14 protein-coding genes are annotated in these 14,427 nt (G+C 63.9%); 8 read left to right on the top strand and 6 right to left on the bottom strand.

Translation table 11 applies throughout. The features are described from left to right. Positions 1-135 precede the first annotated feature (135 nt). Positions 136-543, top strand: a complete 408-nt coding sequence (gene msrB, locus NTH_RS16730; RefSeq protein WP_338531078.1) for a peptide-methionine (R)-S-oxide reductase MsrB — start codon at positions 136-138, stop codon at positions 541-543. Between the two features lie 23 nt (positions 544-566). Here msrB and NTH_RS16725 read toward each other — a convergent pair whose 3' ends face one another. Next, on the bottom strand, positions 567-923 hold the full coding sequence (locus NTH_RS16725; protein ID WP_338531077.1) for an SH3 domain-containing protein: 357 nt from the start codon (positions 921-923) through the stop codon (positions 567-569). 130 nt (positions 924-1,053) lie between these two features. On the opposite strand from NTH_RS16725, the gene NTH_RS16720 reads away from it, so the two are divergent. Next, positions 1,054-3,201, top strand: coding sequence for a S9 family peptidase (locus NTH_RS16720; RefSeq protein WP_338531076.1), 2,148 nt, complete (start codon positions 1,054-1,056; stop codon positions 3,199-3,201). On the opposite strand, the gene NTH_RS16715 is transcribed toward NTH_RS16720, so the two are convergent. From NTH_RS16715 to NTH_RS16700, 4 genes are all read right to left on the bottom strand, one after another. Beyond that, complete coding sequence (locus NTH_RS16715) at positions 3,155-4,084, bottom strand: cytochrome c (RefSeq protein ID WP_338531075.1); 930 nt, start codon at positions 4,082-4,084, stop codon at positions 3,155-3,157. The genes NTH_RS16720 and NTH_RS16715 overlap by 47 nt on opposite strands. Before the next feature lie 4 nt (positions 4,085-4,088). Then, positions 4,089-4,538 carry a c-type cytochrome gene (locus tag NTH_RS16710; protein WP_338531074.1) on the bottom strand — a complete coding sequence of 150 codons (450 nt, stop codon included), beginning with the start codon at positions 4,536-4,538 and terminating at the stop codon, positions 4,089-4,091. Between the two features lie 163 nt (positions 4,539-4,701). Then, positions 4,702-5,304, bottom strand: a complete 603-nt coding sequence (locus NTH_RS16705) for a superoxide dismutase (protein ID WP_338531073.1) — start codon at positions 5,302-5,304, stop codon at positions 4,702-4,704. 99 nt (positions 5,305-5,403) lie between these two features. After that, on the bottom strand, positions 5,404-6,282 hold the full coding sequence (locus tag NTH_RS16700; RefSeq protein WP_338531072.1) for a branched-chain amino acid aminotransferase: 879 nt from the start codon (positions 6,280-6,282) through the stop codon (positions 5,404-5,406). Between the two features lie 288 nt (positions 6,283-6,570). Between NTH_RS16700 and NTH_RS16695 the strand changes: the two genes are divergently transcribed. Further along, on the top strand, positions 6,571-7,233 hold the full coding sequence (locus NTH_RS16695) for a haloacid dehalogenase type II (RefSeq protein WP_338531071.1): 663 nt from the start codon (positions 6,571-6,573) through the stop codon (positions 7,231-7,233). Between the two features lie 213 nt (positions 7,234-7,446). Further along, positions 7,447-8,193 carry a L,D-transpeptidase gene (locus NTH_RS16690; protein WP_338531070.1) on the top strand — a complete coding sequence of 249 codons (747 nt, stop codon included), beginning with the start codon at positions 7,447-7,449 and terminating at the stop codon, positions 8,191-8,193. A gap of 42 nt (positions 8,194-8,235) precedes the next feature. Here NTH_RS16690 and NTH_RS16685 read toward each other — a convergent pair whose 3' ends face one another. Further along, positions 8,236-9,783: a helicase HerA-like C-terminal domain-containing protein gene (locus NTH_RS16685; RefSeq protein WP_338531069.1), complete on the bottom strand. Its 1,548-nt coding sequence runs from the start codon at positions 9,781-9,783 to the stop codon at positions 8,236-8,238. Between the two features lie 315 nt (positions 9,784-10,098). On the opposite strand from NTH_RS16685, the gene NTH_RS16680 reads away from it, so the two are divergent. The 4 genes from NTH_RS16680 to NTH_RS16665 are packed head-to-tail and all read left to right on the top strand — an operon-like array spanning position 10,099 to position 14,376. Further along, positions 10,099-11,541 carry a methylmalonyl-CoA mutase family protein gene (locus tag NTH_RS16680; protein WP_338531068.1) on the top strand — a complete coding sequence of 481 codons (1,443 nt, stop codon included), beginning with the start codon at positions 10,099-10,101 and terminating at the stop codon, positions 11,539-11,541. Between the two features lie 22 nt (positions 11,542-11,563). Further along, positions 11,564-13,708: a methylmalonyl-CoA mutase gene (gene scpA, locus NTH_RS16675; RefSeq protein WP_338531067.1), complete on the top strand. Its 2,145-nt coding sequence runs from the start codon at positions 11,564-11,566 to the stop codon at positions 13,706-13,708. 60 nt (positions 13,709-13,768) lie between these two features. Beyond that, complete coding sequence (locus tag NTH_RS16670; RefSeq protein ID WP_338531066.1) at positions 13,769-13,999, top strand: AbrB/MazE/SpoVT family DNA-binding domain-containing protein; 231 nt, start codon at positions 13,769-13,771, stop codon at positions 13,997-13,999. Further along, positions 13,996-14,376, top strand: coding sequence for a type II toxin-antitoxin system death-on-curing family toxin (locus NTH_RS16665; protein WP_338531065.1), 381 nt, complete (start codon positions 13,996-13,998; stop codon positions 14,374-14,376). The genes NTH_RS16670 and NTH_RS16665 overlap by 4 nt, the downstream gene beginning before the upstream one ends. Positions 14,377-14,427: the final 51 nt, after the last annotated feature.

The following is a 14,427-nucleotide window of genomic DNA, read 5'->3' as shown; positions in this document are numbered from 1 at the left end:
TTCCCCGGGGCAAGGCGGGCGCGACAATCGGCCCCTTTATTCACACGGCAGCTACGCGATTGAAGTTTCCGTGAAGGACTGACATTTCCGGTCTGCCGGCACTACATAGGGGCCACGATTGTCAGGAGCACGAACATGTCGGACAACACGCATCTCAAAGTGCAGAAGACGGACGCGGAATGGCGCGAGCAACTCACGCCGGAGCAGTACAACGTCACGCGCCAGCAAGGCACGGAGCGCGCATTTACCGGCCCCTACTGGGACAACAAGGAGCCTGGCCTCTATCGCTGTGTAGGCTGCGGAAGGCCGCTGTTCTCATCCGAGACCAAGTTTGATTCCGGCACGGGCTGGCCGAGTTTTTATGCGCCCGTCGAGGAGAATGCCGTCGCCGAGCATGTGGACAGGTCGTGGTTTTCGACCCGTACGGAAATCCGCTGCGCCGATTGCGACGCTCATCTCGGCCACGTCTTCACCGACGGTCCACAGCCCACCGGCCTGCGCTATTGCATGAACGGTCATGCCCTCGATTTCGAGCCGAAGTGACCGGTGCTCCGGCCACCCTCGCATCAATCGGCGGGCTGGATATATCTGCCGTAAACCCAGCCGGTGACGAAGTCCCCATTGCGCGCGGGATCGTGCCAGACCTCGCACCAGCGGTAGCGCACGGCCTGTTTCTGGTGCCACTCCGGATCGCCGGCAATCGACAGGAGATCGAGCCCGCCAGTGCAGCGGCCGGTCATCTGGAGCACGGTGCCGTTGGGATAGGCCGTCTGCTTTTGGGAATGGCTGGCGGGGTATTTCCGCACGTTGAGCGTGTCGCCCCAGGGCACGTTCGTCACCTCCCAGGCGGCGAAGACCGTCGCCTCGGCGGCGCTGCCGATCATGCTCAGGCCGAGCGCGGCAGCCAATAGAAAAATGCGCATTGCTTCCTCCTTGCACCATCGGCTATCCCGATGGCCGATCGTCTCAAACCCATCTTGAATGGGAGCTGAAGGCCGGTTCCCCCCGGCCCTCCAGACCTTGGTCTCCATGTCCTCCAGAAAGGTTCACTTCATGCCGACAAAATCCGTCTTTCCGGCTCTTGAGGCTCCAAAAGCCGAGAAGCGGCCCAGAAGCCAGATCCGGCACGGCGTCGAGCTGATCGACGACTACGGATGGCTGAGGGCGGACAACTGGCAGGAGGTGCTGAAGGATCCCTCCCTTCTTGCCGATGATATAAGGGCGCATCTGGAGGCGGAAAACGCATACCAGCAGGCGATGCTGGCCGATACCGAGGATCTGCGCAAAGCCCTGTTCGAGGAGATGAAGGGCCGGATCAAGGAGGACGATTCCTCGATACCGATGAAGGACGGCCCCTATGCCTATGGCAGCGCCTTCCGCAAGGGTGGCGAGCATCCGTACTTCTTCCGCAGGCCCGCCGAAGGCGGCGAGCAGGAAATCCTTCTGGACGGCGACCGCGAGGCCGAGGGCAAGGCTTATTTCAACATCGGCTCGATCGAGCATGCGCCGGACCATCGCCGCCTGCTATGGAGCGCCGATCACAAGGGCTCCGAATTCTACACGCTGCATCTGCGCGACCTCGAAACGGGCTCCGACCTTGCCGACCGGATCGAAAACACAGCCGGCTCGGGCGCGTTCGACGCCGGGTCGGCCGGCTTCTTCTACACGCTGGTCGACGACAATCACCGCCCCTCGAAGGTCTTCTATCATCGCATCGGCCAGGACGCGGCGAGCGATCGCCTCGTCTATGAGGAGACCGACGCCGGTTTCTTCATGAATGTCGGGGCGAGCCTTGCCAATGACTGGATCATGATCTCGATCCACGACCACGAGACGACGGAATACCGGATCCTGTCCGCAGCCACGCCGGATGCCGAACCGAAACTCGTCGCCGCGCGCGAGACCGGGGTTCAATACGACCTCGCGGCGGCCGGGGACGAGTTCTTCATCCTCACCAATGCCGACGGCGCCAAGGATTTCAAGATCGTGCGCGCGCCGGCTGCGGATCCTTCCCGCGCGAACTGGAGCGAGGTCGTGCCGCACCAGCCGGGCCGGCTCATCATCGGCATGGAGGCATTCAAGGATCACCTTGTGCGCATAGAGCGGGTCGACGGGCTCCCGCGCATCGTCATCCGCGAAAGGGCGGGCGGCGCCGAACACGCCATCGCCTTCGACGAGGAGGCCTACTCGCTCGGTCTCATTGGCGCCGCCGAATACGATACCGGGACGATCCGCTTCACCTATTCCTCGATGACCACTCCGGCGCAGGAGTTCGACTACAATATGCGCACGCGCGAGCGCACGCTCCTCAAGACGCAGGAAGTGCCAAGCGGGCACGAGCCCTCCGACTATGTGACCCGCCGCCTCATGGCGCCCGCCGGGGACGGCGCGCTGGTGCCGATCTCGCTGCTCTACCGCAAGGACACCGCGCTCGACGGCTCGGCCCCCTGCCTCCTCTACGGCTACGGCTCCTACGGCATCACAATCCCCGCCTCCTTCCGCACCACGCCGCTGTCGCTCGTCGACCGCGGGTTCGTCTACGCGATCGCACATGTGCGCGGCGGCAAGGACAAGGGCTTTTCCTGGTACGAGGACGGCAAGCGCTCGAGCAAGATGAACACGTTCACCGACTTCATCGCCTGCGCCCGCCATCTCGTGGCCGAAAATTACACCAGCCACGACCGGCTGGTGGCCGAGGGCGGCTCGGCCGGCGGCATGCTGATGGGAGCGGTCGCCAACATGGCGCCCGAGGCGTTCCGCGCCATCGTGGCGCAGGTACCGTTCGTCGACGTGCTCAACACGATGCTCGACGACACCCTGCCGCTCACCCCGCCGGAATGGCCCGAATGGGGCAATCCGCTGGCCAGCGCCGAGGATTTCGCGCTGATCCGCAGCTACTCGCCCTATGACAACGTCGCCCCGCGCGCTTATCCGGCGATCTTCGCCCTCGCCGGCCTGACCGACCCTCGGGTGACCTATTGGGAGCCGGCCAAATGGGTGGCCAGGCTGCGGGAGCACAATGCGGGCGACCAGCCGATCCTCCTGCGCACCAATCTGGAGGCCGGCCATGCCGGCGCCTCCGGCCGCTTTTCCCGGCTGGAGGAAGTGGCGCTCGCCTACGCTTTCATGCTCAAGGTCACGGGCATGATGAAGGTCACCGGGAAGCCGGATAGCCGTTCGGCCGGGGCGGAACCGACTTGAGGTAGGCGGCGATGGCCTCGCGGTCTTCGGCCGGCAGCTTCGCCATGTTGGCCTGGACCGCGGCCATTGCCCCGCCGACGGAATCGAAATCGGGCGTGAAGCCGCTTTCCAGGTAATAGGCGATATCGCTTGCCGACCAGGAGCCGATTCCCCCTTCGCCCGGCGTGATGTTCGGCACGATGCCGTCGCCTTCCGCCGCGGGCGCGCCCGCCAGCCACTCGGCCTTCTTCAGCGCGCCCGTGAACGAGCGCGGCGTATGGCACTCGCCGCAATGACCCGGCCCTTCGACCAGATACTGCCCGCGCCGCACCTCTTGCGGTGCGTCCTCGCCGATCGCCAGCACCGGCTCATCGTCGAGGTAGAGCATCTTCCAAAGCCCCAGGCCCCGGCGGACATTGAACGGGAAAGAAAGCTGGTGTCCGCCCGCTTCGCCGGAAACGGGCGGCAGCGTCTTGATGAAGGCGAAGAGATCGGCGACGTCCTGCGGCGCCATGCGCGCGTAGGAGGTGTAGGGAAACGCCGGATAATAGTGCGCGCCCTCGGGCGAGACGCCGCGCAGCATGGCATTGGCGAAATCCTCCTCGCTCCAGGCACCGATGCCGTCGTTCGGATCGGGCGAGATGTTGGGGGCGACGAAAGTGCCGAAGCCGGTGGCCAGGGCGAGGCCGCCGGCCAGTTCCAGCTTGGCGTCGCCCTGCGCATCGGGCCGGGCATGGCACGAGCTGCAGCCGCCTGCCCAGAAAACCCGCTCGCCGCGGGCCGCATCGCCAGGCTCGATGGCCGCCAGCGCACGGGCATCGAGCCCGTCCGCCCCGGTCAGGAACCAGAAAACGGCACCTGCTGCCGCCAATACGGCAAGAAGCGCCAGCATCTTGCGCCGCATGTGCCTAGTTCGTCTGCAGACGGAAGGTCTCGTGGCAGCTCCTGCAGTTGGACAAAACAGGTCCGATTGCTGCCTGGAAAGCGGCCAGATCGGCAGGACCGTCCTTGCCTGCAGCCTCGACGGCGGCCTGCGTGTCGGTCTGGAACTTGCTCAACGCCTGCTGCCAGGCATCACCGTCTTCCCATATCTTCGGCGACGCCGACGTATCCTCGCCGCCGGTGCCTTCCGGAAAGAAATCGCCATAGGCATGCGAGACCGCGTTCAGCGTCGCGATCGCCGCCTTGGCGACAGCCGGGTTGTAGGCGATCTCGCCCTTCATCATGCCGCCGGACGCGGCGGCGGAAGCTGCCGAGGCCTGCATCAAGGCCTTGCGGACGGCAACCGGATCGTCAGCCGCGGCAACGCCTGCAACCGAGATCATCAAGGCCGAAATGGATAGGAGGATCGATTTCATTTGCGCTCTCCGGTCTTTTTCACCCGGCTGCACCTTAGCGGCTGGCGCGCTGAAGAAACTTAACAATCCTCGATATTCGATCACGCTTTCGTGAGTGATCCTCCGATAAGGAAAACCCGGCCGGAGCCGGGTTCTCGTCAGTCTGGATTCTCGGATCGCGGTGTCAGCCGGTGGCCTTCTCGTAGCACTCCAGGACATAGTCCCAGTTGATCAGGTTATCGACGAAAGCCTCGAGATATTTGGGCCGCGCATTGCGGTAGTCGATGTAGTAGGAATGCTCCCACACATCCACGCCCAGGATGGGCGTTGCGCCGTGCACCAGCGGGTTCTCCCCGTTCGGCGTCTTCATGACCTCGATCTTGCCGTTCTTGACGGCCAGCCAGGCCCAGCCCGAGCCGAACTGCGTGGCGCCGGCATTGGTGAAGTCGGCCTTGAACTTGTCGTAGCCGCCAAGGTCGCTCTGGATGGCCTTTTCGAGGGCGCCGGGAAGGCTTTTGCCGCCGCCGCCCTTCTTCATCCATTTCCAGAAATGGATGTGGTTGTAGTGCTGCCCGGCATTGTTGAAGAGGCCCTGATTCTTGCCGAAGGACTGCTTGACCACCTCTTCGAGGGACAAATTGTCCATTCCGGCCTCGGCAGCGAGCTTGTTGCCGTTGTCGACATAGGCCTTGTGGTGCTTGTCGTGATGATATTCCAGCGTCTCCCTCGACATGTAGGGCTGAAGCGCCTCGTAGTCGTAAGGCAGGTCCGGCAGTTCAAAGGCCATATCGGTCTCCCTCGTAATGGTTGAAAATCTACATCTGGCAAATGGGGTCGGAAAGGCATTTTGACAACGCCTGCCCCGGTCGAGCGCTCCCGATCTCACTCAGGCGGCAAGGTCGGCATGCGCCCATTCCCAATATAGTTCGCGCGCGCGTTTGGCCACCGGTCCGGGCTGCAATTTGCGATCTTCTATACCTGTAATCGGCACGACCTTCGAATGATTGCCGCTGGAGAAAATCTCGTCGGCTTCCATAAAGTCCTGAACCCGCAGGGTTTTTTCGGTCACCTTGTAGCCTGCCCCGGCCAGCAGCGTCATCACGCGCAAACGCGTTATGCCGGAAAGGAAAGTGCCGTTCGGCGCCGGGGTGAAGACCTCGCCGTCCTTGACCATGAAGATGTTGGAGGAGCCCGTCTCGGCGACATTGCCCAGCATGTCGAGCACCAGCGCATTGTCGAAGCCGCGCGCCTTGGCATCAAGGATGGACCGGCCGTTGTTCGGATAAAGGCAGCCGGCCTTGGCATTGGTCGGCATCGTTTCCATCGTCGGCCGGCGGAAGCGCGACACGCCAACGGTAAAGCCGGAAGGCGCGATCATCGGCGCCTCGTAGAGGCAAAGGCAAAAGCGGGTGGACTGCGGATCGGCGGGCACGCTCATGTAGCCGCCATGCTCGGCCCAGTACATCGGCCGGATATAGACGGCGGTCCGGCCGTCGAACTTCTTCAGCCCGTCCCAGGTCAGCCCCACGATTTCCTCGACGGATTTTGTCGGCGAGAGCCCGAGATTCGTGGCCGAGGCGTTGACGCGGGCGGCATGGCGGTCGAGATCGGGGGCGACGTTCTCGAACCAGCGCGCCCCGTCGAATACGGAGGAGCCCAGCCACATGGCATGGGTGCGCGGCCCGGCGATGGCGACATTGCCCTCGTGCCAGTCGCCGTCGAGAAATGTCCAGGTGGTGGATTGCGCTGCGGGCACGGCATTCATCGGGAAGTTCCTCTTTATTCTTTCACGGCCAGATCAATAGCGCGTCCGCGCGCGGCGTCAAACACCGCCCTTTGCCTGGCCGGGGGGTAGAGGCCGTTCGGGCGAGGAGAACGGGCCTTGGCCGAGGCGGTCTCCCGCGCCCTTCCGTCCGCGCGCAAGCCGAGGGAGCGGATGTGCGCGGTCGGCGTTGAGGGATGGAAGAGGGAAAGGCGCTTGGGCGGGACACCGGCCTTCTTGACCCAAGGCCGTCCTTGCGCTCAATTGTCTGCATATTTCAAGGGTTTGACCATGCGCTACACCGCTTTTGTTTTCGATGCCTACGGCACCTTGTTCGACGTCCATGCGGCCGTGCGCCGGCATGCGGGCGAAATCGGCCCGGAAGGCCAGCTCCTGTCCGAAATCTGGCGCGCCAAGCAACTCGAATATTCCTGGGTCGAAACGCTCATGGGGTCCTACAGCGACTTTTGGGCGCTGACCGAACGGGCGCTCGACTTCGCCTTCCGCAAGGTCCCTTCCGCCGATCGGTCGCTGCGGGACAGGCTGCTGGAGGCTTACTGGCATCTGGATTGCTATCCAGAGGTGCCCTCCGTCCTGAAAAAGCTCAAGGCCGGCGGGGCGCGGCTTGCGATCCTGTCGAACGGCTCGCCGGCAATGCTCGACGCGGCGGTCCGCTCGGCCGCCCTCGACACCGTGCTCGACGATGTGCTGTCGGCCGACGCCGTCCGGCGCTTCAAGACGGATGCCTCCGTCTATGAGATGGTTACCACCGCATGGCGCCTTTATCCCGACGCGGTTTCGTTCCAGTCCTCCAACCGCTGGGACATCGCGGGCGCAACCAAGTTTGGTTTCAGGACCGTCTGGGTCAATCGCTCGCAGCAGCCGGACGAGTACGAGAACTTCAGCCCGGCGCTGATTTTGCCTTCTCTTGAAGGACTTGTCACAACGAGTTGATGAAGCGCGGCATTGCCCGAAGCGTTGCATAAAAGCAATATGCCTCGGGAAGTTGCGGCCGGCGGCGGCAATTTCACCGTCTGGCCCGAATCACGGGGACATATCCGCTTGCTTTCCTCGGAGATATGGGGATGGTCCGCAACGCAACTGTGACGGGCGGTCTTGCATTTCACGAATAGAGAATATTTTTGACCGAAATAGCGAAGAGACCCGATGCCATCCGATAAAAAGTCATCCATTTCACTCACCCGCCGACGCTTTCTTTCAGCCACGGGCGCGGGGGCCGCTGCGCTGACCCTTTCAGGCTGCGTGACCGTTCCCTCGGACGCACCGCCCGTCCCCGCACGGCCCGAACCTACGGGACCGGCGCATTACCGGGCCATGTACGGCGCCATGGTCGACGGCGGTTTTGAGCTCCCGGCCATCCCCATCGACAAGATCGACCCACGCTACCTCCGGCAGGAAGTTGCCGACCCGACCGGCGAGCGGCCTGGCACGATCGTCGTCGACACGTCGCAGCACTTCCTTTATCTCGTGCGCGAGCGCGGGCGTGCCCTGCGCTACGGCGTCGGCCTCGGCCGTGCCGGCTTCGAGTGGGCCGGTCGCGCCGAGATCGCTCGCAAGCAGCATTGGCCCAAATGGTTCCCGCCGGCCGAGATGATCGAGCGCCAGCCGGAGCTGGAAAAATATGCAGCCGTCTTCGACAAGAAAACGGGAACGTGGAACGGCGGCATGGAGGGCGGCCTCCAGAACCCGCTCGGCGCGCGCGCCCTCTATATCTATCAGGACGGCAAGGACACGCTCTACCGCGTCCACGGATCGCCCGAATGGTGGACGATCGGCAAATCGGTCTCGTCCGGCTGCGTGCGCATGATCAACCAGGATGTGATCGATCTTTACGACCGGGTTCCCGAAGGATCGCCGATCCTGGTGACCGGCGGCGGCATTCGCACGGTCTGATCCCCATGTTTCCGTGCGTCCATCCGGGCGCACGGAACCGCTCTACCGTCCCCGCTTCAAGCTCCCCAGGATGCCCCGGATAAGCTCACGCCCGAGCGTCGTTCCGATGGATCGCACCACGGATTTGACGGCCGCCTCGGTTACCGTCTGCCTGCGGTAGGAGCTTGTGCGCCTCGTGCTTGAGCCCCGGGAGGAGCCGCCGCTGAAATCCGGCAGCGTCCAGCGTGAGCCTTCGCGGTCGTCCGCCTCCTCGCGCTCGCGCATCTCCTCTTCGGCCTTGGCCTTTGCGGCCGCCTTCTCCTGCAGCATCTCGAACGCCGACTCCCGATCGACGCCCTCGTCATACTGTCCGGCAACGGGGCTCTGCTGGACGATCTTCTGCCGCTCCGCCTCGCTCAGCGGCCCCATCCGGGAAGATGGCGGGCGGATGAGGGTGCGCTGGACCACGGAGGGCACGCCCTTGGCCTCCAGCGTCGACACCAGCGCCTCGCCGACGCCCAGTTGCGTTATGGCCTCGAAACAGTCGAAATCGGGGTTCGGGCGGAAAGTCTCGGCGGCCACTTTCACGGCCTTCTGCTCGCGCGGCGTATAGGCGCGCAATGCATGCTGGATGCGGTTGCCGAGCTGCGACAGCACGGTCTCCGGCACGTCCAGCGGGTTCTGCGTCACGAAATAGACGCCAACGCCCTTGGAGCGGATCAGCCGCACCACCTGCTCGACCCGGTCGATGAGGATCTTGGGCGCTTCGCTGAACAGGAGATGGGCCTCGTCGAAGAAGAACACCAGCCGGGGCTTGTCGGGGTCGCCCACCTCGGGCAGTTCCTCGAACAGTTCGGAAAGCAGCCAGAGAAGAAATGTCGCGTAAAGACGCGGGTTCATCATCAGCTTGTCGGCGGCGAGCACGCTGATCGCGCCGCGCCCGTCGCGCGTGGTGCGCATGATGTCGGCGATCTTCAGAGCGGGTTCGCCGAAGAAATGCGTGCCGCCCTGCTGCTCCAGTACCAGAAGCGAACGCTGGATCGCGCCGACCGAGAGCTTCGACACGTTCCCGTACCGGGTGCTCAGTTCGTCGGAGCGCTCGGCCATGTGCGAAAGAAGGGCCTGCAGGTCCTTCATGTCGAGCAGCAGCAGGCCTTCCTCGTCGGCTATCCGGAAGGCGATGTTCATCACGCCTTCCTGCGCTTCCGACAGGTCCATCAGGCGCGACAGAAGCAGCGGCCCCATCTCGGAAACGGTTGTGCGGATGGGATGGCCCTTCTCGCCGAAAAGGTCCCAGAAAATGACGGGGAATTCCTGGAACTCGTAGGGGTCCAGCTTGATCGTTGCCGCCCGCTTGGCCAGGACATCCTTTTCCTCGCCCATCGCAGCAATGCCGGAGAGGTCGCCCTTGACGTCGGCGCAGAAAACGGGGACGCCGGCGTTGGAGAAGCCTTCGGCCAATATCTGCAGCGTCACCGTCTTGCCTGTGCCGGTCGCGCCCGTCACCAGCCCATGCCGGTTGGCGTATTTCAGCAGCAGGCGCTCCGCCCGCTGATAGGTGTCGTCGTTATGCCGGCTGGCTCCTAGAAAAATGCTGTCTTCCGACGTCATGCCCTCGCCTCTCCTGTTGCCCGCCCGTTCCTGCAAGGTCCAATCCTATAGTCAGTGCCGGCCGCTGCGACAATCCATACTTGCCTGCGCCCGGTCCGCGTGCATGCGCCGGTTGAGGTAGCCGCGGATTCACCACTTGAGCACGTTGAGACATTGTCTCCCGCTAGTGCATTGCAGCGCGAGGAAGGGCATCCTAAACTCGCGGCTTGATCAAGGTGCCGTGCGCCCTTTTGGAGGCGCAAACGACACTGTAAATTGATGAAGCCACGTATCGTGCTTTTCTGAAAGCACGCCGTCGGGTGTTGAGGAGGCAGAATGGATCGCACGGTCCTGACCAGGGCGGATTTTCCCGAGATCGACAGGGAACAATGGCTCTCGCTCGTGTCAAAATCCCTCGGCGGCGAGGCGGGCGTGGCCGCGCTGTCGCATGAGACGGATGACGGAATAAGCGTGGCTCCGCTCTATGACCGGGCGGAGGACGCGCAGGCGCTCACCCGCGTCCGGCCTTCCGTTCCCTGGACGATCATCCAGCGCATCGACGATCCCGACGAGGCGCGGGCCAACGCGCAGGCGCGCGAGGACCTGGAGCAGGGCGCGACGGGGCTGTCGCTGATCTTCGCCGGCGCGCCCAATGCGTTCGGCTACGGCCTGCCAGCCGGGCCGCAGGCGCTTGAGGCGGTGCTCGCCGACATAGCCTTGCGCGATGTGCGGCTGCGCATAGACGTCCATCCGCAAAGCCGCGCCTCCATCGACTGGGTGGCCCAGCTTCTCCAGGGAAGGCGCGCCGATCCAGAGAAGCTTTCGCTTTCCTTCGGCGTGGACCCGGCATCCCTTTTCGCCGGCACCGGCAGGCTGCGCATGTCGATAGACGCGCTGGAAGCCTCCATGCCGCAGTCGCTGGCAGGTTTCTTCGCGATGGCCCTGCCGGGCGTTCTGCTTGAGGCCGATGGCCGCGTCTTTCACAATGCCGGCGCGACCGAGGCTCAGGAACTGGGTATCATGCTGTCCTCGGCGGTCTCGCACCTGCGCATGTTCGAGCAGGCCCGCCAGCCGCTCGTTTACGCGGCGCCGCATATCGGCTTTGCCACCAGCGTCGACCAGAACCAGTTCCTGTCCATGGCCAAGATACGGGCCGTGCGGAAGCTTTGGGCACGCATGCTGGAGACGTGTTCGATCGACCCCTCTCCGGTCACCGTCCACGCCGAGACGTCCTATCGCATGATGGCGCGTCTCGATCCGGAGACGAACATACTGCGCTCGACCATCGCCGCGTTCGCTGCCGCCGCGGGGGGAGCCGATTCCATCGCCGTCCTGCCGCATACGATCGCCCACGGCCTGCCGGACGGCTTCGCCCGCAGGCTGGCCCGCAACACGCAGCTTCTGCTTTCGGGCGAAAGCCATCTCGATTTCGTCGCCGATCCGGCCGCGGGATCCGGTGCCATCGAAGCGCTCACGGCCAGCCTGTGCGAGAAGGCCTGGGAAGAGTTCCGCCGCATCGAGGCCGAGGGCGGCGTCCTGCGCAGCCTGGCAGCGGGCCGCATTCAGAAGCGCATCGCCGAAGCCCGTATCCGGCGCCACGCCAAATACGCGGATGGGACACGCGCCATCGTCGGCACCACGGTCTATCGCGCCGAAAACGAGCGCCCGATCAACATCCTCAAGGCCGGCCGCCAACCCATGCCCGAAGATGGTGCGGTTTCGTGCGAGCAGCTATCGGCGATCAGGATAGACGAAATGCTCGTCCCGGCCGGCGACTAGAGGAAATATCTGGGGTGGCCGCATGATTCCCGACTTTTCCCGGATCGATTGGTCGCCGCCTTCGCCGGCTTCCGAGAAGTCGGCGACCTCCGAGACCCGGGAGACGCCGGAGGGCATCCCGGTCCAGCGTCGATACGGCGAGGCCGACCTTGAGGGCCTGCCGTTCCTGAACAGCTTTCCCGGCTTCGCCCCCTTCGTCCGCGGCCCCTACCCCACCATGTATGTCCGCCATCCGTGGACGATCCGCCAATATGCGGGCTTCTCCACGGCCGAGGAATCGAATGCCTTCTACCGGCGCAATCTGGCCGCCGGCCAGAAAGGTCTTTCCGTCGCCTTCGACCTTGCCACCCATCGCGGCTATGACAGCGACCATCCGCGCGTGGCCGGCGACGTCGGCATGGCCGGCGTGGCCATCGATTCGATCCTCGACATGCGCCAGCTCTTCAACGGAATCCCGCTCGACCAGATGACGGTGTCGATGACCATGAACGGCGCCGTGTTGCCGATCATGGCGCTCTACATCGTCGCGGCGGAGGAACAGGGCGTCGACCAGAAGCAACTCGCGGGCACCATTCAGAACGACATTCTGAAGGAGTTCATGGTCCGCAACACCTATATCTACCCGCCCAAGCCGTCGATGCGGATCATCTCGGACATCTTCGCCTACACGGCGGAGCACATGCCCAAATTCAATTCCATCTCGATTTCCGGCTACCACATGCAGGAAGCCGGCGCGACGGCGGATCTGGAGCTCGCCTACACCATCGCCGACGGCATCGAATATGCCCGCGCCGGCATTGCCGCCGGCCTCGACATCGACCGCTTCGCGCCGCGCCTTTCCTTCTTCTGGGGCATCGGCATGAACTTCTTCATGGAAGTGGCCAAGATGCGGGCGGCGCGCATGCTGTGGGCGGCACTCATCAAGCGGAACTTTTCGCCAAGGGACCAGCGCTCCCTGTCCCTGCGCACCCATTGCCAGACATCCGGCTGGTCGCTGACGGCGCAGGATCCGCACAACAACATCATGCGCACCATGATTGAAGCCATGGCCGCGACGCAGGGGCACACGCAGTCGCTGCACACCAATTCCTTCGACGAGGCGCTGGCGCTGCCGACCGACCATTCCGCCCGCATCGCCCGCAACACGCAGCTCGTTCTCCAGCTCGAATCGGGCACCATGCAGATCATCGACCCCTGGGGCGGATCGGCTTTCGTGGAGCGGCTGACCCACGACCTCGCCGCCCGCGCGCTGGCTCACATCGAGGAGATCGAAAGCCTAGGCGGCATGGCTGCGGCGATCGAAAAGGGCGTGCCGAAGATGCGGATCGAGGAGGCCGCCGCGCGCTCCCAGGCGCGCATCGATTCGGGCCAGCAGGTGGTCGTCGGGGTCAACCGGTTCCGGCCCTCGCAGGATATGGAAGTGGACGTGCTCAAGGTCGACAATGCCGAGGTGCGCGCACGCCAGCTTGCCAAGCTGCAGCAGCTCAAGGGCACGCGCAATGTCGGCGATGTCGAGACGGCGCTGTCAGCGCTCGCCAAGGCGGCGGAGCAAGGCGGCAATCTCCTCGAATTCGCCATCCGCGCCGCCCGCGCCAAGGCCACGGTCGGCGAAATATCGCTGGCGCTCGAAAAGGTGTTCGGCCGGCATGTCGCCGATATACGCACCATTTCCGGCGTCTATCGCAAGGAGATCGGCGAGAACGCCGCCGTCGACCGCGTCCAGGGGCTCGTCGAGACCTTCAAGGGAAAGACGGGCACGCCGCCGCGCATCCTGATCGCAAAGATCGGCCAGGACGGTCACGACCGCGGGCAGAAGGTTATCGCCACCGCTTTCGGCGACCTGGGATTCGACGTCACCGTCGGCGCCATGTTCCAGACGCCGGACGAGGTTGCCGCGCTTGCCGACGAAAAGGACGTGCACATCGTCGGCGCGTCCTCGCTCGCGGCGGGCCATCTGACGCTTATCCCAGAGCTCCGGGAGGCGCTGGACAGGCGCGGCCGGGGCGACATCATGATCGTAGCGGGCGGCGTCATTCCGCCAGACGATTATGGAGCCGTCCGCAAGGCCGGCGCGACGGAGATCTTCCCGCCCGGAACGGTCATCCCCGAGGCGGCGGAGCGCCTGCTCGGCGAGTTGCTGGCCAGCGAAAAGCGCGCGGCGTCTTGAAATATCCGCCTCCATGTTATATCTTGTGTTATAACATACTCCGAAACGAGGCAGTCAGCCATGAACGTCACCATCCGAAAGATCGGCAATTCCGAAGGCGTCATCCTGCCCAAGGAGGTGCTGGAGCGGCATAATCTGCGGGCCGGTGATACACTGAACTTGCTTGAGGATGGGCATGAACTGCGGCTCAAGCCGCACTCGGATGACCCGCAGGAACTCGAGCGCAAAATGAAGATAGCGCGCGAGCGCATGAAGAAATACGAGACAGCCTATCGCGTTCTCGCCAAGTGATCGAGTTTCACTCGCGCGATTTCGTCGAGGCGCTTCATCTGGAACAACTGCGTCTGCACGGCGGCGCCAGCGGCATCCGCGACGAGGGTGCCCTGGAGTCGGCCTTGCATCGCCCTTTGCAGAAGCAGGCCTATGAAGACACCGACCTGTGTACGCTAGCGGCAGCCTATCTCTTTGGCATTGCCAAGAACCATCCCTTTGTCGACGGCAACAAGCGGACGGCGCTCGCGGCCGCCGATCTTTTCCTGTTCTTCAACGGGCTCAGCATGGAGGCGGAGCAGGAGGAAGTCATACAACTCGTACTGATGACCGCTTCGGGAGAGATCGATGAGGAAGGTATCGCGGCCTTTTTTCGGGACTTCACCGTCCCGGTTTGAAGGCTGCAACACATAGGAGCGCACAATCCTCACCACCGGCACAGCCCTTGC

Origin of the sequence: Nitratireductor thuwali, assembly GCF_036621415.1 — a bacterium.
Lineage (GTDB): Bacteria > Pseudomonadota > Alphaproteobacteria > Rhizobiales > Rhizobiaceae > Chelativorans > Chelativorans thuwali.
The sequence above is the reverse complement of the archived record's forward strand: the minus strand, read 5'-3'. Positions and strand labels throughout refer to the sequence as shown.

Excerpts from the sequence above, each read along its gene's own strand:
- msrB (WP_338531078.1), top strand. The coding sequence starts at position 136 with ATGTCGGACAACACGCATCTCAAAGTGCAGAAGACGGACGCGGAATGG.
- NTH_RS16725 (WP_338531077.1), bottom strand. The coding sequence starts at position 923 with ATGCGCATTTTTCTATTGGCTGCCGCGCTCGGCCTGAGCATGATCGGC.
- NTH_RS16720 (WP_338531076.1), top strand. The coding sequence starts at position 1,054 with ATGCCGACAAAATCCGTCTTTCCGGCTCTTGAGGCTCCAAAAGCCGAG.
- NTH_RS16715 (WP_338531075.1), bottom strand. The coding sequence starts at position 4,084 with ATGCGGCGCAAGATGCTGGCGCTTCTTGCCGTATTGGCGGCAGCAGGT.
- NTH_RS16710 (WP_338531074.1), bottom strand. The coding sequence starts at position 4,538 with ATGAAATCGATCCTCCTATCCATTTCGGCCTTGATGATCTCGGTTGCA.
- NTH_RS16705 (WP_338531073.1), bottom strand. The coding sequence starts at position 5,304 with ATGGCCTTTGAACTGCCGGACCTGCCTTACGACTACGAGGCGCTTCAG.
- NTH_RS16700 (WP_338531072.1), bottom strand. The coding sequence starts at position 6,282 with ATGAATGCCGTGCCCGCAGCGCAATCCACCACCTGGACATTTCTCGAC.
- NTH_RS16695 (WP_338531071.1), top strand. The coding sequence starts at position 6,571 with ATGCGCTACACCGCTTTTGTTTTCGATGCCTACGGCACCTTGTTCGAC.
- NTH_RS16690 (WP_338531070.1), top strand. The coding sequence starts at position 7,447 with ATGCCATCCGATAAAAAGTCATCCATTTCACTCACCCGCCGACGCTTT.
- NTH_RS16685 (WP_338531069.1), bottom strand. The coding sequence starts at position 9,783 with ATGACGTCGGAAGACAGCATTTTTCTAGGAGCCAGCCGGCATAACGAC.
- NTH_RS16680 (WP_338531068.1), top strand. The coding sequence starts at position 10,099 with ATGGATCGCACGGTCCTGACCAGGGCGGATTTTCCCGAGATCGACAGG.
- scpA (WP_338531067.1), top strand. The coding sequence starts at position 11,564 with ATGATTCCCGACTTTTCCCGGATCGATTGGTCGCCGCCTTCGCCGGCT.
- NTH_RS16670 (WP_338531066.1), top strand. The coding sequence starts at position 13,769 with ATGAACGTCACCATCCGAAAGATCGGCAATTCCGAAGGCGTCATCCTG.